The sequence below is a fragment of the Sphingomonas sp. Leaf230 genome (assembly GCF_001421745.1).
Classification (GTDB): domain Bacteria; phylum Pseudomonadota; class Alphaproteobacteria; order Sphingomonadales; family Sphingomonadaceae; genus Sphingomonas.
Genome location: NZ_LMKW01000001.1, coordinates 212,771 through 234,690 on the forward strand (window position 1 = coordinate 212,771; position 21,920 = coordinate 234,690).

Consider the following 21,920-nt stretch of genomic DNA (forward strand, 5'->3'; position numbering starts at 1 on the left):
GGATGGGATTGCGGCCCGCAGTCACATCAGCCGAGCTTCGGAACGCTCATGCCGTTGGTCAGGTGGACGACGCCGTTCGTCTCCTTGATGTCCGCCGTATCGATGTACGACTTGATACCAGCCGTGTCGGTCAACTCGATGTTGCCGTTCGGCCCAAGCCCTGCGATCAGCGGCTGGCCTGCCAGCGTCGTCAGCGTGGCCTTGCCACCGCCCGCAGTGATCTGCGCCTTCAACTGGTCCGCGGTCAGCGCACCGGCAACGACGTGATACTTGATGATCGTCGCCAGCGTCGGTGCCGACTCAGGCTTCAGCAGCGTGTCGAGCGCACCGGCGGGCAGGCGCGTGAAGGCTTCGTCGCTCGGCGCGAACAGCGTGTACGGGCCGGGGCCCGCGAGCGTCGCCTGCAACTTCGCGGCGGTCACCAGCTTCGCCAGCGTCGCACGGTTCGGCAGCGTCGGCAGTGCAGCGGCGATCGTCGTCGTTGCCGCAGCCGCCGGCGCAGCGGGCGCACCGGGCTGTTGCGGAGCAACCGCCGTGCCGGGTGCTGCCGGAGTGGTTGGCGTCGCTGGCATCGCCGTCTGCGGTGCGGCCGGTGCCGCAGTCCGCGGCGCGGTTGGTGCTGCCGTCTGGGCAGTCGCGCCGGTGGCAATAAACAGGCTCGTTGCCGCAACAATCATAAGGTTGGTCTTAACAGTCATCTGCAACTCCAGAGATTGTGATTGGGACGAATGAAACTGGAACGATAGAAACTGGGTATAGAACCAGCGATCTCAACAATTTTACCGACAAAGCATGGCACCGGTGCGATGAACCGAGCCTGTCTAACTCAGATTTAGCTCAGTTTAGGGACGATCACGCCATTGACGACGTGAACGACGCCGTTCGACTGGCGGACATCTGCCGTCTCGACATAACTCTTGTTAGCGTTGACGTCGGTGAGCGCGATGACTGCGCCTACCATCGTCGCAGTGATCGGGTCACCTTCGACCGTGGTCAACGTCGCGGTACCGCCACCGGCCGCGATGCGCTGGCGCAGATCGTCGGCAGTGATGACCCCCGGCACGACGTGATACGTCAGCACCTTGGTCAGCGAGGCCTTGTTCTCTGGCTTCAGCAACGTGTCGACCATGCCGGGCGCGAGCCTTCCGAAGGCATCGTTGGTCGGGGCGAATACGGTGAAGGGGCCGGGGCCGGACAGCGTGCCGACCAGATCTGCGGCCTTTACCGCGGCAACCAGGGTCGACAGGTTCGGTGCAGCCGACGCGTTGTCGACGATCGTCCGCGTCGCCATCATCGGCACGCCGCCGACGGTCGGATTGGCGACTGCGGGCGGCCCGTTCGGTACCGCCAGCGCAGGATTGGCGGGCGTCGTCGAGGCGCTGGCCACGTCGTCCTTGGATTTGCCGCTGCACGCGGCGAGTGCCAGCGCGCTGGTCATCAGCAGCAGTGGAAGCGTCTTCGACATCGTTCGATCTCCAGCGGGAACTGGGAAACATACGATCGAAGGCCAAGTTGGTTGCGCAAGCGTGTCGATCTCGGGATGGGGTGAAGACCGAGCGCGCCCAGTTCGCAACGGTCTCCCATCCCTGAAAGGGAGGGGCAGGGGGTGGGTCGGTTTCCGCGTCTTGGACCGCTGGCGACCCAAGCTGGCCGACCCACCCCCGACCCCTCCCTTTCAGGGATGGGGGCAGAAGTAAGGGCGGGGCTTTACGACAGTGCAGTTACTGAACGTCCGCCAGCGCCTTTGCCATCAACCGGAAGTCCTTCTCGCGCGGACTGGCGCGGCGCCAGACGAGCGCGATCCGCCGCACCGCATTCTTCTCGTCGAGCGGCCTCGCCGTGATGTTGGTGTTGTCGAGGATCCCCGCCTTTAACGCCATTTCCGGCAGCATCGTGATGCCCAGCCCGTTGTCGACCATCTGCACGATCGTGTGCAGCGACGTACCCAGCATCGTCGCCTCCGCGCGCAGCTCCGGACGGTTGCACGCGCCAAGCGCGTGATCCTTCAGGCAATGCCCGTCCTCGAGCAGCAGCAAGCGCGTCTCGTCGATCGCCGACGCCGGGATCGCGGGCAGCGCGGTCGGCTCCTCGCCCGACGGATACGCCACGAACAGCCGATCCTCGAACAGTGTCTCCGACGTCACCTCGCCGCACGCATAGGGGAGGGCCAGCAGTACGCAGTCGGTGCGGCCGTTGTGCAGGCCTTCACATGCCGGGCCGCTGGGCTCTTCGCGCAGGAACAGCTTCAGGTCCGGATAGTCCTTACGCAACCGCGGCAGGATCCTCGGCAGCATGAACGGCGCGATCGTCGGGATGACGCTCATCCGCATGTCGCCCGACAGCGGCTGTCCCGCGGCACGCGCCATGTCGCCCAGTTCCTCCGCCTCGCGCAGCACGCGCCGCGCCTTGTCGGCGATCCCGTCGCCCAGCGGCGTGAACCGCACGACTCGCCGGGTGCGCTCGACCAACACCACGCCGATCAGCGTTTCCAGCTCGCGCAGGCCCGCCGACAGCGTCGATTGCGTCACGAAACACGCCTCCGCAGCACGTCCGAAATGGCCGTGGTCCTTCAGCGCAACAAGATATTGCAACTGTTTCAACGTGGGTAGGTAGGTCGCAGCCATTAATCGCCTCTATCGATCATCAGATGATAAATAGAGCGTTGGATCGATTACACCAGCCCCCTATACCGCAATGCACAACAACCGAGCGGGCCAACCGCCGCCTTTGAGGATGCCTGGAGTCAAGTTTATTTCCAGGAGGCTTCCATCATGTTGACCATCGGCGACCAGTTCCCATCGATGACCATTCCCGTCCAGCAGGGTACCGCAGCGCTGCCCGCCGGCGAGACGCTCGACCTGACGACGGCGTATCCCGGCAAGTGGAAGGTGCTGTTCTACTGGCCGAAGGACTTCACGTTCGTGTGCCCGACCGAGATCGTCGGCTACAGCGACATCCGCGGCGATTTCGAGGACCGCGATGCCGTCCTGATCGGCGCGTCGACCGACACCGCGCACGTCCACCTCGCCTGGCGCAAGTCGGACGCGGACCTTGCCGCAGCGGACTTCCCGTGGCTCGCGGATAACGGCGCGAAGCTCGCCGACGCGCTCGGCATCGTCGACAAGAACGAGCATGTCGCGTTTCGTGCGACCTTCATCATCGATCCGGACAACGTCATCCAGGCGGTCCAGGTCAACGGCCTGAACGTCGGCCGCAATCCCGCCGAGACGCTCCGCGTGCTCGACGCACTGCAGACCGACGAGCTCTGCCCGTGCAACTGGAACAAGGGTGACGACGTCCTCCAGCTCGCTGCGTAACTGAAACTCCCCTCCCGTTCACGGGAGGGGTTGGGGGAGGGCGTGTCCATACGGACCGCCCTCTCTTTTTGTCTCCAGTCCCTCCCCCGACCCCTCCCGCAGGCGGAAGGGGAGCAGAAGGAATTATCATGTCGCTCAAGGAATTCGCCGGGACACTCCCGGACTACGCCAAGGACATCCGCCTCAACGTCGGCTCGCTGCTGAACGAGACGCATCTCACCGACCAGCGCAAATACGGCCTGCTGCTGACCTGCGCACACGGTTCGGGCTACAAGCCGTTGGTCGAGGCCGCGGAAGCCGAATGCGCGCCGAAGCTCTCGCCCGAGGCCGCGAACGCGGCGCGTGCAGCCGCTGCGGTGATGGCGATGAACAACGTCTATTACCGGTTCACGCATCTTGCCGGGAACCAGGAATACCGCAACATGCCTGCTAAGCTGCGGATGAACGTGATCGGCCAGCCCGGCATCGACAAGGTCGATTTCGAGCTTTTCAGCCTTGCCGTGTCGGCGATGAACGGCTGCGGCATGTGCATCGACAGCCACGAGCAGATTCTGAAGAAGGCCGGTGTGACCGCGGAGGCGATCCAGACGTCGGTACGGATCGGCGCGGTTATGGCCGCGGTTGCTACGGTCCACGCGACGCTGTGACCTAAAAACGGGAGGCTCCCCTCCCTGGAAGGGAGGGGCTGGGGGTGGGTCGGCCCGCCTGTGTCGCCAACGTCGCCTGATACGGACGCCGACCCACCCCCGACCCCTCCCTTCCGGGGGGGGGCAAGAATTAGATCAGTGCCAGATCGCGCGGTACAGGCCGAAGAGACTCGTGATCGTCAGGATCACGCCAACCAGCACCATCAGCGTCTTGGCCGGCACGCGCTGCGCCAGCATCGCCCCAAACGGGGCGGCCAGCACGCCGCCGATCAGCAGCCCTACCGTCGCCTGCGTGAACGCCGCCCAGCCGAGCTGCGTGATGAACGTCGCCGAGATCGTTGCGGTCAGAAAGAACTCGGCGGTATTCACCGTACCGATCGTGGTGCGCGGCGATGCGCCCTGCACCAGCAGGTTCGACGTCACCACCGGCCCCCAGCCACCACCGCCCGCCGCGTCGAGGAACCCGCCGACCAGCCCGAGCGGCTCGACGATCTTCGGCTCCTTCTGCTTCGGCGGATAGCGAAGGCCGCGGTACAGCAGGTAGACGCCGATCGACGTCAGATAGGCGAGGATGAACGGTTTCGCCGTGCTCGCATCGATGTTCGACAACACGTACGCGCCCAGCACGCCGCCGATGACGCCCGGGATCATCAGCCGCAGGAACAGCGTCCAGTTGACGTTCTTGTGCAGCACATGGCTGATCCCCGACACCGCGGTGGTGAAGGTCTCGACGGTATGCACCCCCGCCGACGCTGCGGCCGGTGGCACGCCGACCCACAGCAGCAGCGTGTTCGAAATCACCCCGAACGCCATCCCCAGCGCGCCATCGACGATCTGCGCGGCGAACCCGACCAGGATGAACGGCAACAGCGTCTCGAAGCTCAAGGTCGTCAGGTCGAACATTGGCATCCCCTCAATATCGCGCGCAGAGTGCAACGCGCGGGCTTATCCCACAACAAAGATAGGCTTTACCCCGATCCCGATGCGTTGAGGCAGCCCATGCGCGCGGTTCTGGAAATCGGTCGTTCGATACCCTAGATACGGAAATCGCGAAGGGGACTGCGGATGTCGAGCGGATTACTGGCCTATCTGGATTCGATCCGCGCCCGCGATCCCGCCCCGCATTCGCGCGCCGAGATCATGCTGTATCCCGGCGTCTGGGCGCTCGGCTATCACCGCATCGCGCACCGCCTGTACAAGGCGAAGCTCTATTTCCTCGCGCGCTGCGTCAACCACTGGTCGCGGTTCACGACTGCGATCGACATCCACCCCGGCGCGACGATCGGCCGCAATTTTTTCATCGACCACGGCTTCGTCGTGATCGGTGAGACTGCGGAGATCGGCGACGACGTCACGATCTACCAGTGCGTCACGCTCGGCGGCACCAGCCCCGACAACGGCGTGCAGGGCAAGCGCCACCCGACGATCTCCGATGGCGCGATCATCGGTTCGGGTGCGCAGGTGCTGGGCCCGATCACGCTCGGCAAGCGCTCGCGCGTCGGCGCCAACGCCGTCGTCACGCGCGACGTGCCGGCGGGCACGACGGTCGTCGGCATCCCCGCGCGCGCGACGACAATCGAGGGCGGCAACGCGCCCGAGGTGCCGCGCTTCGTGCCCTACGGTACGCCGTGCAGCGAGATGTTCGATCCCGCGACGCAGAAAATGGAGATCATGCGCTGCGAGCTGGAGACGATGCGCAAGCGGCTCGACGCGCTGCTCGCCGACGAACATCCAGAGGACCGCCGCGACCGCGCATGATGGTGGATAACTGATGGGCGTCGTCCCTTTTCCCACACCGTCCAAGGCGACGCAGGTCGGCTTCGAACGCCTCGAACTGAACCGGATCCTGGATCTCTACGGCCGGATGGTCGCGGCAGGTCATTGGCGCGACTATGCGATCGATCTCGGCAAGGATGCCGCGGTGTTCGCCGCCTTCCGCCGTGCTGCCGAACGGCCTGAATTCCGGATCGAGAAACGTCCGGCGCTACGTAACAAGCAGGGGATGTGGGCGCTGATCGGCGAGGGCGGCGCGGTGGTGAAGCGCGGGCACGAACTGGGGCCAGTGCTGGCCCCGGTCGAGCGTCGTTTCATGAAGTTGGTCGAAGACTAAGCCGAATTTTGTGATCCTCCCCCGCCAGGGGGAGGTGGATCGCGTAGCGAGACGGAGGGGGAGGAAAGGGAAACCGCTGTTCCGCATCCTCCCCCTCCGTCGCTTCGCGACACCTCCCCCTGGCGGGGGAGGATCGATTAGCCTGCCCACTCACAATGAGCGGACCGGCATTTCATCAGATCAAAGCCCCCACGACAGACGGATATACCCGAATTGCCCCGGCACGTCATAGGTGCTCGGGTCGTAGTTCGGTCCGGTGCAGCTGAAGCACGCCGGCGGGTCCTGGTTGAACACGTTGTTCACGCCGATCGTCAGCCCCAAGCGGTTTTCCAGCCAGCCCGGCGCCAGCGTAACCTGCACGTCGCCGTAGAAGGTGTTGTCGAGTGTCTTGCCGTCCGCTTCCTTCACGCTCTTGATGTAGCGACCGGTGAACGAGGCGCGGGCCATGCCGATGTCCCAGTCGAGGACCGCATTGCCCTTGAACTTCGGATAGGACTGCTCGGGCGACCCACGCGTCGTACCCTGGTAGTTGGTGGTGGTGAAGCCGACCGTCGCCGGGAAGCTCTCGGCGTATTTCAGCAGGATGTTACCGTTGAGCGAAAGCCCGAACGTCCCGGCCGAGGTCTGCGGCGAGCGATAGACCGCGGTGACGTCGACGCCGCGGGTGCGGATGCCGCCGATGTTCTGCAACTGCGCGTTGATCCGCGAGATGATCCCGTTGGGCGTGCGGGAGATCGCCGCGCAGCTGAGGGCGTCCGCCGCCTGCGAACAGCGGCTGAGCGTCAGCGTCGCGTCGGTCGCCGCGATCGCGTCGTCGACCTTGATGTCGTAATAATTGCCCTCGATGCTCAGCTGGCTGGCGATCCCGCTGGTCCGTGCCCAGCTCGGCGCATACACCGCGCCGAACAGCCAGGTGCGCGACGTCTCGGGCTTCAACGCCTCATTGCCGCCGGTCAGTACGCTCAGCTGTCCGCCATTCGGTTCCTGATAGCTGCCGTTCGCGGGCACGCCGTTGGCGATGCAGTTGGCGCGGACGGTCGCGGACGACTGGAACGGCGATCCGGCGACGTTGGTGCAGGGATCGTCGATCGCGGCGTCGGACCGCGATGCCGCGCCGAACAGTTCGCCGATGCTCGGTGCGCGGAAGCCCTGTGCATAGGACGCACGCAACAGCAGGTCGCTGAACGGCTTCCACAGGCCGCTGCCGGTATAGGTCGTGTTGCTGCCGCTGATCGAATAGTTCGAATGCCGCACTGCGCCGCCGATTTCGAGCGATTGGATGAGCGGCGTGTTGTGGATCAGCGGTACGCGCAACTCGGCATAGACTTCGTCCGAGTTGAAGTGCCCACGCGCCGGTTGCGCCGGGATATCGGCGCCGAGCCCGGCGGTGATCAGCGGATCGGGCGTGAAGCTGCCATATTGGACGCGGTGCTCATAGCCCGCGGCGAGACCCACGGCGCCGGCGGGAAGGTCGAACAGGTCGCCCGAGATATTGGCGGTATAGTCCTCCAGGCTCTGCGAACTGCGCGCACGCTCGTCGAACGCGATGAAGCCGAGCATCGCCGGCGTAACCGATCCTGCGCCACCGAAGATGTTGAACGGTACGCATGCCCCGGTGCAGTTCGCGACCGGGCCCAGCGCCTGGGCGAGATTGGCCGCGTTGATATTGCCGGTGAACAGCTGCTTGGCATCGTTGAAGCCGAGGACCGCATTCACGTCCCAGTAGAATTTGTGGCTGCCGACGTTGAACGAGCCATCCAGCGTCGCGGTCGCCGACATCGTGTCGACGGTCTGCGAATAGGTCCGCTGGCCAGCCTCGACCAGACGACGACGCACTGTCGAATAGTTCGCCGGACCATTGCCTGCGCCGCCCGCCGACAGCGTGTAGCCGAACGGATTGAAGGGGTTGGTCGCATCGACCGAGATCGTGTCGAGCAGGTTGCCGTTGCCAGCGTCCGGCCCGATCACCAGCGGCAGGAACGCCGCCTGGTTCTGCGAATTGCGTCGCGTGTAGTTCATCTTCACGCGCAGGTTCACGTTGTCCGTGAGTTCCTGCTTGGCGCTGACGAAGAAGCCGTAGCGCTCCGACGGGGTCAGGAAATAGTTGAACGGCGAGAAGTTGAAACGATCCGCGGGCGTGAATTCCTTGAAATCGCTGTTCGGGCCGGTCGGATTGGCGGCGTCGTAGCGTGGCCGCCCGAGGATAGGCGCCGACTTCAGCGTCAGGTTCCGGCCACCGACCTGGAAGAATCCGTTGGGTGTCGCGCCCGAACAGCCACCGATCGGCTCCTCGCAGGCGCGCTGGCCGGGATTGGGGAACTGCGAAATCTTTCGATCGCGCGTGCTGACCGCCTCCTGCTTCACGTAGCTGCCGCCGAACACCACGCTCGTCCGCGGCGCCTGGATGCCGTAGCTGACGTTATAGTCCTGCGTATGACCGTCGCCCTGCCGGAACGTGCCGAACTGCGCAGACGCCTTGAGGCCCTTTTGCTGCGACTTGGTGATGATGTTGACGACGCCGGCCAGCGCGTCCGATCCGTAGAGCGGCGACTGGCCCGACTGGAGGATTTCGATCCGCTCGATCGAGCCGACCTGGATCGTGTTGAGATCGACCGTCGAGGGAATGCCGCTCGCCGATGCGCCGTTGACGAAGCGAAGGCCGTCGACCAGCACCAGCGTTCGCTTGGCAGTCAGATAACGCAGGTCGATCTCGGCCGACCCTGCGCCAACGCCGCCACCGTCGGGCGGATTGCCGATGTTACCCGAATTGTTGACCTTCGAATTGAGCCCGCCCGCCGCGCTCGGCAGCCGCTGGAGAACGTCGGCGACCGACGAAAGCCCGGTGCGCTGGATCGACTGTGCATCGACCGTGACGACGGGGGAGGGCTGGTCGAGCGGACTGCGGCGGATGCGCGATCCGGTCACGACGATCTCATCTCCGCCAGCCTGGTCTACGGATGGATCGGCGGCCTGCACGCCCTCGGCGGCCGGTGTCGTCACCGCTTGTGCGAAGGCCGGCATCGCTGCGAGCATCGCCACCAATGCCAACCCGCTGGCGCCGGCATATTTGCTCGCGCCTGTGAACGTCTTGAACCCACGCTTCAACATTTTTCCCCTTGTCCGCGCCCCAGCAAACATCCGCTCTCTTATCTTATGTGTGCGAATGATGGCTCAGGGGCGTAACGAAGCAAGGGAAGATTGCGTGATGCGACAATTTTGTTGCGATATGTGTCCCGCGTGTTGCGCGCAGGACACGCAGGTGATCAGACCAAAACGGGTGCCGCAGCGCGGTCCGCTTCCCCGAATACGCGCAGATACCGTGTGATCTCCGAGGGTTCTCCGGTCGCCTTCGCCGAATTGTCGGACAGTTTTACCGCCGGCCGGCCATTCGCTTCGATTACCTTGCAGACCAGCGAGATCGGCTCGAGCGCGGCCGCACCGTCGGGATCGCAGCCGCGGAAGTCGTTGGTCAGGTTGGTCCCCCAGCCAAAGCTCATCCGCACGCGGCCGTGAAAATGGCGATAGGTCTGCTCGATCGTGTCGATGTCCATACCGTCGGAGAAGATCAGCAGCTTGGTCTTGGGATCGACACCCTGCTGCTCCCACCAGCGGATGATCTGCTCGCCACCCGCGATCGGTGGCGCGCTGTCGGGACGGAAGCCGGTCCATTCCGCCAGCCAATGCGGTGCGTTGCGCAGGAACGCAGTCGTCCCGAACGCATCGGGGAGGGCGATCAGTAGATTGCCGTTATAATGTTGCCGCCAATGCTCGAGCACGCGGTACGGCGCTTCGGCGAGGTCTGCGTCGCTGTCGGCCAGCGCGGCGGTCACCATCGGCAGTTCGTGCGCGTTCGTCCCGATCGCCTCGAGGTCGGCGTCCATCGCCAGCAGCACGTTCGAGGTACCGATAAAGCGGTCGCCGAGCCCTTCCTTCAGCGCCTCGACGCACCAGCGCTGCCACAGGAAGCCGTGCCGGCGCCGCGTGCCGAAGTCCGACAGCACGAGGTCGGGCAGTTCGCGCAATCGCTCGACCTTCTCCCACAGTTTTGCCTTGGCGCGCGCGTAGACGATGTCGAGCGCGAACCGGCCGCGGTCACGCAGGGCCGCGCGGGATTTCAGCTCGTTGATGATGGTCAGCGCAGGGATTTCCCACATCGTCGTGTGAGTCCAAGGCCCCTCGAAATGCAGCTCATACTGCCCATCGACTTTCCGCAGGTCGTAGGCGGGTAGCTGGAACTCGGCGAGCCAGGCGAGGAACTCGGGCCCGAACATCTTCTGCTTGCCGTAGAAGCTGTTGCCCGCGAGCCAGATAAGCTCCTTTTTCGCGAACCGCAGCGTCCGCGCATGATCCAGTTGCGCGCGCAGTTCGTCCTCGTCAACGATCTCTGCGAGCCGCACCGTCTTGGTCCGGTTGATGAGCGCGAAGGTGGCGTTGACGTCGGGATAGGCCTGCCGGATCATCTGCAACATCAGCAGCTTGTAGAAATCGGTATCGAGCAGGCTGCGGACGATCGGATCGAGCCGGAAATTGTGATTGTACGTCCGGGTGGCGATATCGGTCACGGCCATGCGCGTGGGCTCCTGCGTTGCGTGGGGGCCGGGTGTCCGAGAAGACGCGTTTGTGTCAAGCAGCGGGCAAGGGAGATGGGCGATGGCGCGGTTCGTGGTCGTGGTGGATACGCAGTGGGATTTCATGGCGGGCGAGGGCGCGCTGAGCGTGGTGGGGGCCGACGCACTGGTCGCGCCGATGCAGTCGTGGCTGTCGGCTCTCACGCCTGACGAGGTTGCCGGCGTCCTGTTCACGTTCGACACGCATTTCGTCGAGACCTACGCCGCGTCGCCCGAGGCGCAGATGTTTCCGATCCACTGCGTGCGGGGGACGCGAGGGTGGGGCAACATGCTCGACGTCGCGCTGGTCGACGCGGCGATCCCGGCGTGGCGGATCGAGAAGGGCGTGTTCGACATGTGGGCCGAACCGGGGCTTGCGATCGAGGATGCGCGGGATGCCAAGCGGCCGACTATTGAGCGCGAGGCTTTTTTCGCGGCGTTGGCGGCAAGTGGCGTTACGGAGGTCACGGTAATCGGGGTTGCGGCGGATTACTGCGTCCGTTGGGCGGTCGATGGACTGCTCGCGCGGGGGTTCGTGGTGACCGTTCCGGCGGGCCTCACGCGCGGTATCGAGCGACAGATCGACGCGGTTGCGGCGGAAGATTTCGCGGGGGCGGGGCTGATCGTCGAACGCGCCAGTACGCCGAACGCAGCGTAAGATTGTTCTCCCGCGAAAGCGGGAGCCCAGGCTGGGTCCCCGCCTTCGCGGGGAAACATGCTAGTGCAGACCGCCGGTCGGCTCGACTCACGCCATTGCCGCAAGCAGTCGCCCGACATCCACCGTCGCGAACGAGGCGAAGTTGTCCGCCACCCCGAACGGCAGCAATAGCGTGCGATCGTGGACGATCCCGCCGCAGCTATACACGACGTTCGGCACATAACCGTCGCGTTCGGTTGGGCTCGGCACGATCAGCGGATCGGTCATTCGCGCGAGCAATTTGGTCGGGTCGGTCTTGTCGAGCAGGCATGCGCCGATGCAGTAATTACGGACGCTGCCAACGCCGTGGGTCAGCACCAGCCAGCCCTCCTCGATTTCGATCGGCGATCCGCAATTGCCCATCTGGATGAATTCCCACGGCCATTTCGGCTCGACGATCTTGGTGCCGCCGTCCCAGGTCAGCAGGTCGTCCGAGGTCAGGTACCAGATGTTCTCGTTATCCTGCCGCCCGAGCATCGCATAGCGCCCGTCGATCTTGCGTGGGAACAGCGCCATGCCCTTGGTCGCCGATACCGCGCCGCGCATCGGCTGCATCTCGAATGTCTTGAAGTCCTCGCCGCGGAGTAGTTCGCAGCGCGCTTCCGAGCCGCTGAACGCGGTATAGGTGCCCAAGTAATGCACCTCGCCTTCGTCCTCGAACCGAACGAGCCGCAGGTCCTCGATCCCCTGATGCTGGCTCGGCAGGATCGGAAAGATCACCGTCTCCGACAATTCGCGACTGCCTCCACATTCCAGTCGGGTGGGACCGCCATCGGTCGCGCCCTGATCGGTCGGTGTGACCCGCGGCGGCACCGCGGTCTGGCTCGCGGGATCGACCGAGAAACCGTCGTCGGGCGACCAACTCCCGGTGCGGAACGTCACCGACGAGACATGGCCTTCGCCGATCCCGCGTAGCGACAGGATGAAGCGCAGGCCGCCTTCGGGGGCGTTGGCTTGATCGGGGTCGAGCACCATGCTCGGGTTGAACAGGGCGGCGGCCTCGAACGAATATTCGCCGCTCAGATAGGCGCCGACCAGCAGTTTCTGGTCGGTGTCGATTTTGCGCGGGTCCTTCAGCACCGCCATGATCTCGCCGAACCGGTGCAGGAGAAGCTCGTCGACATCGCGGTGGCGTTCGTCGAGCGACTCCATCACGCGACGACGCTCGGCGCGAAGTTCGTCGGGCGACAGCGACAGAACTCGGTCGATCACGCGGACGGCGCGGGGGTGGCCATCGACCTTGAACGCGCCGGGATATTCGATGTTGAACGGCCTGATCACGGTCCGCGATGGGTCGGGCCGCAACTGGATATTGGAAAAGGCGACGAGTTCGGCTTCAGCCATGGTCGGCTCCAGGTGACGCGCTGTCGTCGCGTCGAAACGAACGCCACGACACCGCGAGGGGTACCCGGCACTGAACGCCGAAACCGCCGCCTTGGCTACATGAATTCAGTGTCACGCGCGGCTGCCGAAACACCGCGGAAAACTTCACCTGTCACACCGCCAGCTCGATCATTCGACGACCGGTGCACGAAGGAAGCGGTATGCAGGCTCAACCATCACGACCCGGCAATTGTGCGATCGGCCGCCACGTGCCGCGATCCCGGCACCGCGACGTGAAGGGGGAGCCGATCCAGCGTTCCGCCTGCCGTTGCTGCGGCGCGGCGATCGTCAAGTCCGCGGTCAGTCGTCGCTGGATCGTGTCGGGCATGCTCGGCTGATTAGACGTCGCCCTTAGCGTCAGGGGTCGCGACGTTCCGGAGGCGGGACGGTCGGTTCGTCCGAGCCGTTCCGCCACGTCTCGCCGCCCGCGCGTGGGAGTTCGCCGTGGGTCAGCGTGCCGTCGTGGTTCCGGTCGAGCGCGGCGAAGCGCGTTGCCGCAGCCTTGGCAAACTCGCCTGAATCGATGCCGCGGTTCAGGTTCGCATCGGCGGCGATCACCGGCTCCGGCAAGTCGAAGAAGCCGTAGCGCGCGGCGCCGATGCGTTCGTGGACGGCGGTGGCGCCCTTCTTCCTGTCGCCATTGCCGAACTGCATGCCCTGGCCGCCAGACCCGCCGCCACCTCGTCCGCGTCCGCCACGGCCGCGCTCGCCACCTTCGGACCTTGGCCCACGGCCGCCCGACGCCACGCGGATTTCCGGCACCAGGACGTTCTCGTAATAGGCAATGTCGTCGGGATCGATCTCGCCGTCCTTGCCGCGATCGAGCACGGCGAAGAAACGCGCGGCATCATGCTGGAATTCAGCCATCGTGATCCGCCCGTCGCCATCGGTATCGGCGTCCGCGAACCACAGGTCCTGCGCCGCGCCCGGCTTCAGCGACGCGCGGAACGGTTCGCCCATCGGACTGATGAACAACTGACCGCGCCCATGCGCCGGACCATGTCCGCCATGCGGCCGCGGGGTCTGCGTGGCACATCCGGCCAGCGCGGCGACGAGGCCGATATAAAGGATACGCATGCAATCTCCCGAAATACCGTGATGTCCGTCTGACACGGCGATCGTTGCCGCGATGTTTCGGCTGCCCGCTTCAGCAGTTCAGATCGGCAACGTCACGCGCGCGAGCAACCCGACGCCCGGGCGGTTCTCGATCGTCGCATCGCCACCATGCGCGCGCGCCACCGCGCGGACGCTGGCGAGGCCAAGCCCGCTGCCGCCCGTGTCGCGGTTGCGCGATTGCTCGGCGCGGAAGAACGGCTCGAATGCGCGGGCGAGATCGGCGGGCGCCATGCCCGGACCGGAGTCGCATACCTCGACGATCGCGACCCAGCCCTCGCGGCGCACTTCCACCTCGGCATGGCCGGCATATTTGACCGCGTTGCCGACCAGGTTCGCGAGCAGCGCCTTCAACGACGGAGCATCGCCCTCCAGCGCGAGTGGGTCGCCCGGAAGCAACGCCACCGCATCGCCGCGATCGGCAAAATCATCCGCGACGCTTTCGGCCAGCGACCGGAGATCGAGCCGCTGGCGGCGGACATGCCGGGTCATGTCGCGGACGAACGCCATCGCCGAACCGATCCGCTCGCTCATCTCCTTGATATCGCCTTCGCTCGCCGCGCGGATATCGTCGGGCGCCTTTTCAAGCCGCAGCGATAGCCGCATCAATGGCGTCCGCAAATCATGTGCAACCGCGGCGATCAGAGTCGTCCGATCCTCGACATAGCGGTTCAGCCGTTCCTGCATCAGGTTGAACGCGGTGGCCGCTTCGGCGATCTCGGGCGGGCCGACGATCGGCAGCGGTTCGGCGCGCGGATCACGACCGAGACGCTCGGCGGCGGCGGCGAACAGCGCGATCGGCTTCACCACGCGCCGCGCCATTACCCATGCCACGGCCGCGGCGACGATCATCGCGACCAGGAACCACAGCACGATCCGCATCCGCCACGGGCCGATCGTGGTGTGCGTCGGCCGGATCACGCGCCACCGGCCGCTCGGCGTCTCGATCGACACGACGAACGGGCCGAACAGCGCATTGTCGAATGATTGCGGCACATGCCCCGAACGGCCCATGCCCATCGGCAGCGGCGGCCTTAGCGCGCCCGCGAACAGCGGCATCGCCGACCGTTCGGTTTCGACGGTCACCTTGGTCCGCACCAGTCCGAGATCGGCGGCAATCGACTCGGCGAGCCGAGCGTCGCGCGGATTGTCGGTCGGGTGGGGTGGGCCGGTGGCAATCTCGACCTTCAACTGACTGGTCGAATCGCGTCCCGTCCGTGCGACGGCGGCGACGCGGTTGGCGGTGAAGATCTGCGGGCGGGGCGGGGGCATCAGCAACACGATCGCGAAGTTCAGGATCTGGACGAGCAGCACGGTCGTCAGCCCCAGCACGAAGATGCGCAGGAACATCGGCCAGGATTGCTGCGGGTTGCGCCGTATTGGCAGGTCGATCTTGCCGGCCGTCGGCGTCGGCTGGCGCATCACAGGCGCACCACGCGGGGAACGAAGAAATAGCCCTCGTTACGGATCGTCCGGATGATCTCGTCGTCATGCGAGCGCAGCTTGCGGCGTAACCGGCTGACCTGCACGTCGATCGCGCGATCGAACGCGTCGGTGTCCGGCCCTCGCGCAGCCTCCAGCAACGCATCGCGCGCCAGAACGCGCCGTGGTCGCTCGACGAACGCGCGCAACACTGCGAACTCGCCGTCGGTCAGGTCGATCAGCGTGCCGTTCGGATCGAACAGCTCGTGCGCCGCGAAATCGACCCGCCAGCCGAGGAACCCGAACGCGCGGCTGTCCCCTGCATCCTGCATCTCGCGCGCGCGCAATGCAGCACGAACGGTCGCCAGGATCTCGCGCGGGCTGCACGGTTTGGACAGATAATGGCTCGCACCGATCTCCAGCCCCAGGATCCGGTCGGGCTCGTCGCCCAGCGCGCTCAGCATCACCACCGGCGGCGCACCCGTCCGCGCCAAGCGACGGCACACCGACAGGCCGTCCTCGCCGGGCATCATCACGTCGAGCAGGATCAGCGACACCGCACACCGTGCGAGCACGCCGTCCATTTCCTGCGCGTTGGTCGCGGTCTCGACCTGATAGCCGTGCATGCCGAGACTCTCCGCCAACAGCGTACGGATCATGTGGTCGTCATCGACCACCAGCAGCACGGGTTTCGCAAGGTCGGGGACGGGGCGTGGGATCATTCGCCGGTCCTGCCGCACGAGTGTGTTCGACATATTTCCGCGTGTGGTCGGACATGGGTCATTTTTCGGAGCGCCTAGCTGCAACGAAATCGATGAACGCGCGGAGTGGTGCCGGAAGATACCGCCGTCCCGAATAATAGAGGAACGGACCGGAGAAGCGCTGCCACCACGGCTCCAGCACCGGCACTAGCGCACCGCTGTCGAGATGCGGCCGCAGCCAATCCTCGAACAGGTGGATGATGCCGGTTCCCGCCAGCGCTGCATCGACCGCGAGATCGGTGGCCGCGCCGACGCGCACGATCAGCGGTCCGCCGGGCTCGACCTTGACGATCTCGCCGTCGCGCTCGAACTCCCAGGGCATCATCGAACCGCTCGAGAACTGCCCACGGATACACGCGTGGTCGAGCAGATCGCGAGGATGCCCGGGCGTGCCGCGGCGCGCCAGATAGTCGGGGGACGCCGCGGTCGCGAACCGTTGCTCGCGCGGACCAATCGGTATCGCGATCATGTCCAGTTCCAGCCGCTCGTCGTAGCGGATACCGGCATCGCACCCCGCTGCAAGCATGTCGACGAAACTGTCCTCCGCGATCACCTCCAGCCGGATATCGGGGTAGGCGGCGAGGAACGCCGGCACGATCGCAGGCAGGACCAGCCGCGCGGCGCTGACCGGCACGTTCAGCCGCAACGGTCCCGCGGGCAAGTCGCGATAGCCATTGACCACGTCCAGCGCCGCCTCGACTTCGGCAAGCGCGGGGCCGAGCCGGTCGAGCAGGCGCGCACCGGCTTCGGTCGGCGCCACGCTCCGTGTCGTCCGGTTGAGCAACCGCACGCCGAGCTTCGCCTCCAGTCGGCGAACCGCTTCGCTCAGCCCCGACGCGCTGCAGCCACTGATCCGTGCGCCGTCGCGAAATCCGCCCGCCCGCGCGACCGTCACGAATGCGGAGAGATCGCCTGCATCCACTGCCATTGTGCGTGCTCCCGTACAGCCCGTGCCGATACTGCTGCGTTATCGTAACAGCCAACGCGGTCCATATGAAGGTCACACTTCGAAAGGACCGGATCATGACCACGCACGGCATCACCATCACCGCCCCGCTCGCGGGCCGCACCGTCAACCGTCTCGGCTACGGCGCCATGCAGCTCGCCGGCCCCGGCGTGTTCGGGCCGCCCAAGGATCACGACGCGGCGCTCGCGGTCCTGCGCGCGGCAATCGAGGCAGGCGTGAACCATATCGACACGAGCGATTTCTACGGGCCTCACGTCACCAATCGCCTGATCCGCGAGGCGCTGCATCCGTATGCCGACGACCTCGTGATCGTCACGAAGATCGGTGCGCGGCGGGGGCCGGAAGGATCGTGGGATCCGGCTTTCTCCGCCGCGGAGCTGACCAGCGCGGTCCACGACAATTTGCGCAACCTGGGGCTGGAGACACTCGACGTCGTCAATCTGCGCGCGATGTTCGACGCGCATGGCCCCGCTGAGGGCTCGATTGTCGAGCCGCTCGCGACGCTCGTCGATCTCCAGCGGCAGGGTCTGGTCCGCCATATCGGGCTCAGCAACGTCACGCCGACGCAGGTCGCGGAAGGGCGCGCGATGGTGACGATCGCCTGCGTGCAGAACCAGTATAATCTCGCGCACCGCAACGACGACGCGCTGATCGACGACCTTGCCGAGGCCGGGATTGCGTATGTTCCGTTCTTCCCGCTCGGTGGGTTCTCGCCGTTGCAGTCGACCGCGCTGTCGGACGTCGCACGCGATCTGGACGCGACGCCGATGCAGGTCGCGCTCGCCTGGCTGTTGCAGCGTTCGCCGAACATCCTGCTGATACCCGGCACGTCGTCGGTCGGTCATCTGCGCGAGAACCTTGCCGCAGGTGACATCGTGCTGCCAGCCGACGCGATCGCCACGCTCGATCGGATCGGGAACGACGCCGCTAGCGACTAAGCATTTCCGTCCGGGCGGCGGGCGGCTAACGGCAGCCATGGCCAAGAAACGCTACCTCACCGCGACGCTGCCCGACGGTTATGTGAAGACGATCGGCCCGACGTCGACGCCGTTCACGCATTACTGGCGGATCGTCGCGGTGCTGGCCAACGGCAAGACCGAGATATTCTGGGGCCACACCAAGTCGCTCGTCGAGGCGAAGAAGAAGCGCAACGCACTGGCCGAGGCCGCGGTGCAACGCGGGTGGCAGCGCTACGACTTCGAGTTCGTCGAGCTGGTGGCCTCCGACGGCTGATACCGTCCGCCGTTCAGGCGGACGGCAGCGCCTTCACCAGCTCAAGCACGCGCGCCGCCAGTTCCATCCGACAGATCAGCAAATCGGGCAGATACGGATCGGCGCAATTATAGACGAGCGGCGATCCGTCGACGCGGCTGACGTGGAGCCCGGCCGCCTGCGCGACCGCGATCGGCGCGCAATTGTCCCACTCATATTGACCGCCGGTGTGAAGGTAGATGTCGGCCTGGCCGCGCACCACTGCCATCGCCTTCGCGCCCGCCGAGCCCATCGGCACGAGCGTCGCCCCCAACGTCTCGGCGACCGCCACCGCCTCGCGCGCCGGACGGCTGCGGCTGACCAGCATGCGGAGCGGATCGCCCGCCGGTTCCAGCGGCTTGGGCGAACCCGAGGTCAGCGTCATCCCGAGTCCCGGCAGCGCCACGGCGCCCACGATCGCGACGCCGTCGATGGCAAGCGCGACGTGCACCGCCCAGTCGGTCCGCCCTTCGCCATATTCGCGCGTGCCGTCGAGCGGATCGACGATCCACGCGCGGCGCACCGAACAGCGATCGCCCGTATCCTTCTCTTCCTCGGACAGGATCGCATCGTCGGGCCGCGCCGCGCGCAGCATCCGCATGAGGAAGGTGTTGGCCTGCTCGTCGCCCGCCTTGCCGAGGTCCTTGCCCGTCAGCCCGCTGCTTTTCTGCAACGCGAGCAATATCTCGCCCGCCTCGGTGGCAAGGCGTTCGGCGAGACGGACGTCGCTTTCCATGACCGTCACTTGAGCGGCATGATCTGGCGAACGATAAACGCGGCGGCTTCGGCCGGCGTCATCTCGACCGTATTCACGCGGATCTCCGCGTTCAGCGGCGCCTCGTAAGGGCTGTCGATTCCGGTAAAATTCTTCAAATCGCCTGCCCGTGCTTTCTTGTAGAGGCCCTTCACATCGCGACCTTCCGCCACATCGAGCGGCGTGTCGACGAAGATCTCGATGAACTCGCCCGCCGGCAGCATCGCGCGCACCATGTCGCGCTCGGCACGGAACGGCGAGATGAAGGCGGTGAGCACGATCAGCCCGGCGTCCGCCATCAGCTTGGCGACCTCGCCGACGCGCCGGATATTCTCGATCCGGTCGGCCTCGGTGAAGCCCAGATCCTTGTTCAGCCCGTGGCGGATGTTGTCGCCGTCCAGCAGGAAGGTATGCCGGTTCATCAGGTTGAGCTGCTTCTCGACCTCGTTGGCGATCGTCGACTTGCCCGCGCCCGACAGCCCGGTGAACCACAGCACCGCCTGTTTCTGGTTCTTCAGCGCGGCATGCGCCTCCCGGCCGATGTCGGTCGCCTGCCAGTGCACGTTCTGCGAGCGGCGCAGGCTGAAATGGACCATCCCCGCCGCCACGGTCGCATTGGTGATCTTGTCGATCAGGATGAACCCGCCGAGCACCTTGTTCGGAGCGGCACCTTCCTGCGCATAGGCCTCGAACACGATCGCGCGATCCGTCGTGATCTCCGCAACGCCGATCGCGTTCAGCTCGAGCGTCTTGGTCGCGAGCCGTTCCATCGTGTTGACGTTGACCTGGTATTTCGGCTCGCGCACCGTCGCCGACACCATCTGCGTGCCGAGCTTCAGCCAATAGGAGCGACCGACGATCAGCGGCTCGTCGTCCATCCAGACTATCGTGGTCTCGAACTGGTCGGCGGTCTCGGGCGGCGCGTCCGACGCGGCGATGACGTTGCCGCGCGAGCAGTCGATCTCGTCGGCGAACGACAGCGTGACCGACTGGCCGGCGACCGCCTCGTCGAGGTCGCCGTCGAGCGTCGTGATCCGGCTGATCGTCGAGGTCTTGCCGCCGGGGAGGACGCGGATCGCGTCACCGGGCTTGACCGTACCGGCGGCGATCTGGCCGGAGAAACCGCGGAAATCGAGGTTGGGGCGGTTGACCCACTGCACGCTCATCCGGAACGGCTTGGCCTGGTCGTCGTCGACATCGACATCGACGGCTTCGAGATGCTCCATCAGCGTCGGGCCGGTGTACCACGGCATATTCTCGGACCTGAGTGAGATGGTGTCGCCCTTGAACCCCGAGATGGGCATCGGCGTGAACGCGGTGATGCCGATGCTCTCCGCGAACGCCGAATACTCCGCGACGATCTCGTCGTAGCGCGCCTGATCGTAGCCGATCAGGTCCATCTTGTTGACGGCGAGCACGAGGTTCCGGATGCCGATCAGGTGCGCGAGATAGCTGTGGCGCTTGGTCTGCGTCAGCACGCCCTTGCGCGCGTCGACCAGGATCACGGCGAGGTCGGCGGTCGAGGCGCCGGTTACCATGTTGCGGGTATATTGCTCATGACCCGGCGTATCCGCGACGATGAACTTGCGTTTTTCGGTCGAGAAGAAGCGATAGGCAACGTCGATAGTGATGCCCTGTTCGCGCTCGGCAGCGAGCCCGTCGACGAGCAGCGCGAAGTCGATCTCGCCACCTTGTGTGCCCACGCGCTTGCTGTCCGCCTCAAGGGCCGCGAGCTGATCCTCGAAGATCATCTTCGAATCGTACAGCAGCCGGCCGATCAGCGTCGACTTGCCATCGTCGACCGAGCCGCAGGTTATGAAGCGCAGCATCGTCTTGTTGCGATGCTGGTCGAGATACGCGTCGATATCGTCGGCGATCAGCGCGTCGGTCTGGTAGGCCGATTCCTGGATTGCGATGTCGCTCATCAGAAATATCCCTCCTGCTTCTTCTTCTCCATGCCAGCGCCGCCGGCATCCTTGTCGATCGCGCGGCCCTGGCGTTCGCTGGTGGTGGTAAGCAGCGTTTCCTGGATGATCTCGGACAGCGTCGACGCCGTGCTCTCGACCGCGCCCGTCAGCGGATAGCAGCCAAGCGTGCGGAAGCGGATCGATCGATCTACCGGGACCTCGCCGGGTTCGAGACGGAAGCGGTCGTCGTCGACCATCAGCAGCATGCCGTCGCGCTCGACCGTGGGGCGGACGCCCGCGTAATAGAGCGGGACGATCGGCACGTCGTTGAGCTGGATATATTGCCAGACGTCGAGTTCGGTCCAGTTCGAGATCGGGAACACGCGGATGCTCTCGCCCCCCCCTTTTTTCCAGGGCGCCTTCCGCGCGTTGTAGAGGTTCCACAATTCGGGGCGCTGGTTCTTCGGATCCCAGCCATGCGTCGCGGTGCGGAACGAGATGATGCGTTCCTTCGCGCGCGATTTCTCCTCGTCACGCCGCGCGCCACCGAACGCCGCATCGAACCCGTGCAGGTTGAGCGCCTGCTTCAAGCCCTCCGTCTTCCACATGTCGGTGTGGAGTGCGCCGTGATCGAACGGATTGATCCCGCGCGCGGCGGCTTCGGGGTTCTGGTAGACCAGCAACTCCATGCCGCTCTCCGCCGCCATCCGGTCGCGCAGCTTGTACATTTCCTGGAATTTCCAGGTCGTATCGACGTGCAGCAGCGGGAAAGGCGGGGGCGACGGATAGAAGGCCTTCCGCGCGAGGTGCAGCATCACCGCCGAGTCCTTGCCGACCGAATACAGCATCACCGGCTTGTCGGCTTCGGCGACGACTTCGCGCAGGATGTGGATCGCCTCCGCCTCGAGCCGTTCCAGATGGGTGAGTGTCTTCGCCATGATGTGTCTCCGCGGCGCCGTTTGCCCGGCGCAGGGCGGTGTCGGC

The 21,920-nt window shown here is 65.4% G+C and carries 22 protein-coding genes; 7 read left to right on the plus strand and 15 right to left on the minus strand.

Going from position 1 to position 21,920, the window contains the following annotated elements:
* Positions 1–26: 26 nt before the first annotated feature.
* From ASE82_RS00980 to ASE82_RS00990, 3 genes are all read right to left on the minus strand, one after another.
* Positions 27–698 carry a fasciclin domain-containing protein gene (locus ASE82_RS00980; protein ID WP_082440958.1) on the minus strand — a complete coding sequence of 224 codons (672 nt, stop codon included), beginning with the start codon at positions 696–698 and terminating at the stop codon, positions 27–29.
* A 134-nt stretch (positions 699–832) separates the two neighbouring features.
* Positions 833–1,465 (minus strand): fasciclin domain-containing protein, encoded by a 633-nt coding sequence (locus ASE82_RS00985; protein WP_056057744.1) that lies wholly within the window; start codon positions 1,463–1,465, stop codon positions 833–835.
* 256 nt (positions 1,466–1,721) lie between these two features.
* On the minus strand, positions 1,722–2,624 hold the full coding sequence (locus tag ASE82_RS00990; protein WP_056057748.1) for a hydrogen peroxide-inducible genes activator: 903 nt from the start codon (positions 2,622–2,624) through the stop codon (positions 1,722–1,724).
* A gap of 147 nt (positions 2,625–2,771) precedes the next feature.
* On the opposite strand from ASE82_RS00990, the gene ASE82_RS00995 reads away from it, so the two are divergent.
* Positions 2,772–3,317: a peroxiredoxin gene (locus tag ASE82_RS00995; RefSeq protein WP_055879693.1), complete on the plus strand. Its 546-nt coding sequence runs from the start codon at positions 2,772–2,774 to the stop codon at positions 3,315–3,317.
* Between the two features lie 128 nt (positions 3,318–3,445).
* Positions 3,446–3,964: a carboxymuconolactone decarboxylase family protein gene (locus ASE82_RS01000; protein ID WP_056057750.1), complete on the plus strand. Its 519-nt coding sequence runs from the start codon at positions 3,446–3,448 to the stop codon at positions 3,962–3,964.
* A gap of 135 nt (positions 3,965–4,099) precedes the next feature.
* Here ASE82_RS01000 and ASE82_RS01005 read toward each other — a convergent pair whose 3' ends face one another.
* The gene (locus tag ASE82_RS01005; protein WP_056057753.1) at positions 4,100–4,867 is read right to left on the minus strand and encodes a sulfite exporter TauE/SafE family protein; all 768 of its coding nucleotides are present in this window, start codon (positions 4,865–4,867) and stop codon (positions 4,100–4,102) included.
* A 162-nt stretch (positions 4,868–5,029) separates the two neighbouring features.
* Here ASE82_RS01005 and epsC point away from each other — a divergent pair, with 162 nt between their 5' ends.
* Together epsC and ASE82_RS01015 are read left to right on the plus strand one after the other, a co-directional pair.
* Complete coding sequence (gene epsC, locus ASE82_RS01010) at positions 5,030–5,722, plus strand: serine O-acetyltransferase EpsC (RefSeq protein ID WP_056057758.1); 693 nt, start codon at positions 5,030–5,032, stop codon at positions 5,720–5,722.
* Positions 5,723–5,735: 13 nt separating this feature from the next.
* Positions 5,736–6,074: a DUF2794 domain-containing protein gene (locus tag ASE82_RS01015; protein ID WP_056057761.1), complete on the plus strand. Its 339-nt coding sequence runs from the start codon at positions 5,736–5,738 to the stop codon at positions 6,072–6,074.
* A gap of 180 nt (positions 6,075–6,254) precedes the next feature.
* Here ASE82_RS01015 and ASE82_RS01020 read toward each other — a convergent pair whose 3' ends face one another.
* Together ASE82_RS01020 and pncB are read right to left on the minus strand one after the other, a co-directional pair.
* On the minus strand, positions 6,255–9,179 hold the full coding sequence (locus ASE82_RS01020; protein ID WP_333960298.1) for a TonB-dependent receptor plug domain-containing protein: 2,925 nt from the start codon (positions 9,177–9,179) through the stop codon (positions 6,255–6,257).
* Between the two features lie 158 nt (positions 9,180–9,337).
* Positions 9,338–10,642, minus strand: a complete 1,305-nt coding sequence (gene pncB, locus ASE82_RS01025) for a nicotinate phosphoribosyltransferase (protein ID WP_056057767.1) — start codon at positions 10,640–10,642, stop codon at positions 9,338–9,340.
* An 82-nt stretch (positions 10,643–10,724) separates the two neighbouring features.
* Here pncB and ASE82_RS01030 point away from each other — a divergent pair, with 82 nt between their 5' ends.
* Complete coding sequence (locus tag ASE82_RS01030; RefSeq protein WP_056057769.1) at positions 10,725–11,339, plus strand: cysteine hydrolase family protein; 615 nt, start codon at positions 10,725–10,727, stop codon at positions 11,337–11,339.
* 87 nt (positions 11,340–11,426) lie between these two features.
* Here the strand turns inward: ASE82_RS01030 and ASE82_RS01035 are convergent, their stop codons facing one another.
* The 6 genes from ASE82_RS01035 to ASE82_RS01055 form a co-directional block, all read right to left on the minus strand.
* The gene (locus tag ASE82_RS01035; RefSeq protein ID WP_056057772.1) at positions 11,427–12,722 is read right to left on the minus strand and encodes a glycoside hydrolase family 130 protein; all 1,296 of its coding nucleotides are present in this window, start codon (positions 12,720–12,722) and stop codon (positions 11,427–11,429) included.
* Between the two features lie 208 nt (positions 12,723–12,930).
* Positions 12,931–13,089: a hypothetical protein gene (locus ASE82_RS19205; protein ID WP_156348718.1), complete on the minus strand. Its 159-nt coding sequence runs from the start codon at positions 13,087–13,089 to the stop codon at positions 12,931–12,933.
* A 29-nt stretch (positions 13,090–13,118) separates the two neighbouring features.
* On the minus strand, positions 13,119–13,838 hold the full coding sequence (locus tag ASE82_RS01040; RefSeq protein WP_056057774.1) for a hypothetical protein: 720 nt from the start codon (positions 13,836–13,838) through the stop codon (positions 13,119–13,121).
* A gap of 78 nt (positions 13,839–13,916) precedes the next feature.
* Positions 13,917–15,296, minus strand: coding sequence for a sensor histidine kinase (locus tag ASE82_RS01045; protein WP_056057777.1), 1,380 nt, complete (start codon positions 15,294–15,296; stop codon positions 13,917–13,919).
* Positions 15,296–16,018, minus strand: coding sequence for a response regulator (locus ASE82_RS01050; protein ID WP_056059479.1), 723 nt, complete (start codon positions 16,016–16,018; stop codon positions 15,296–15,298). The genes ASE82_RS01045 and ASE82_RS01050 overlap by 1 nt, the downstream gene beginning before the upstream one ends.
* A 58-nt stretch (positions 16,019–16,076) precedes the next feature.
* A complete protein-coding gene (locus tag ASE82_RS01055; RefSeq protein ID WP_056057781.1) occupies positions 16,077–16,985 on the minus strand; it encodes a LysR family transcriptional regulator in 909 nt (302 codons plus the stop codon).
* Positions 16,986–17,080: 95 nt separating this feature from the next.
* Between ASE82_RS01055 and ASE82_RS01060 the strand changes: the two genes are divergently transcribed.
* Both ASE82_RS01060 and ASE82_RS01065 read left to right on the plus strand, forming a co-directional pair.
* Positions 17,081–17,962, plus strand: coding sequence for an aldo/keto reductase family oxidoreductase (locus tag ASE82_RS01060; protein ID WP_056059482.1), 882 nt, complete (start codon positions 17,081–17,083; stop codon positions 17,960–17,962).
* Between the two features lie 37 nt (positions 17,963–17,999).
* A complete protein-coding gene (locus ASE82_RS01065; RefSeq protein ID WP_056057783.1) occupies positions 18,000–18,257 on the plus strand; it encodes a hypothetical protein in 258 nt (85 codons plus the stop codon).
* A gap of 13 nt (positions 18,258–18,270) precedes the next feature.
* Here ASE82_RS01065 and ASE82_RS01070 read toward each other — a convergent pair whose 3' ends face one another.
* Genes ASE82_RS01070 through cysD form a run of 3 tightly spaced genes read right to left on the minus strand, consistent with a single transcriptional unit; the run spans position 18,271 to position 21,874 of the window.
* Positions 18,271–19,011 carry a 3'(2'),5'-bisphosphate nucleotidase CysQ gene (locus ASE82_RS01070; RefSeq protein ID WP_156348719.1) on the minus strand — a complete coding sequence of 247 codons (741 nt, stop codon included), beginning with the start codon at positions 19,009–19,011 and terminating at the stop codon, positions 18,271–18,273.
* Positions 19,012–19,016: 5 nt separating this feature from the next.
* Positions 19,017–20,954: a sulfate adenylyltransferase subunit CysN gene (gene cysN / locus ASE82_RS01075; protein WP_056057791.1), complete on the minus strand. Its 1,938-nt coding sequence runs from the start codon at positions 20,952–20,954 to the stop codon at positions 19,017–19,019.
* On the minus strand, positions 20,954–21,874 hold the full coding sequence (gene cysD / locus ASE82_RS01080) for a sulfate adenylyltransferase subunit CysD (protein WP_056057794.1): 921 nt from the start codon (positions 21,872–21,874) through the stop codon (positions 20,954–20,956). Before cysD ends, cysN begins: the two co-directional genes overlap by 1 nt.
* Positions 21,875–21,920: the final 46 nt, after the last annotated feature.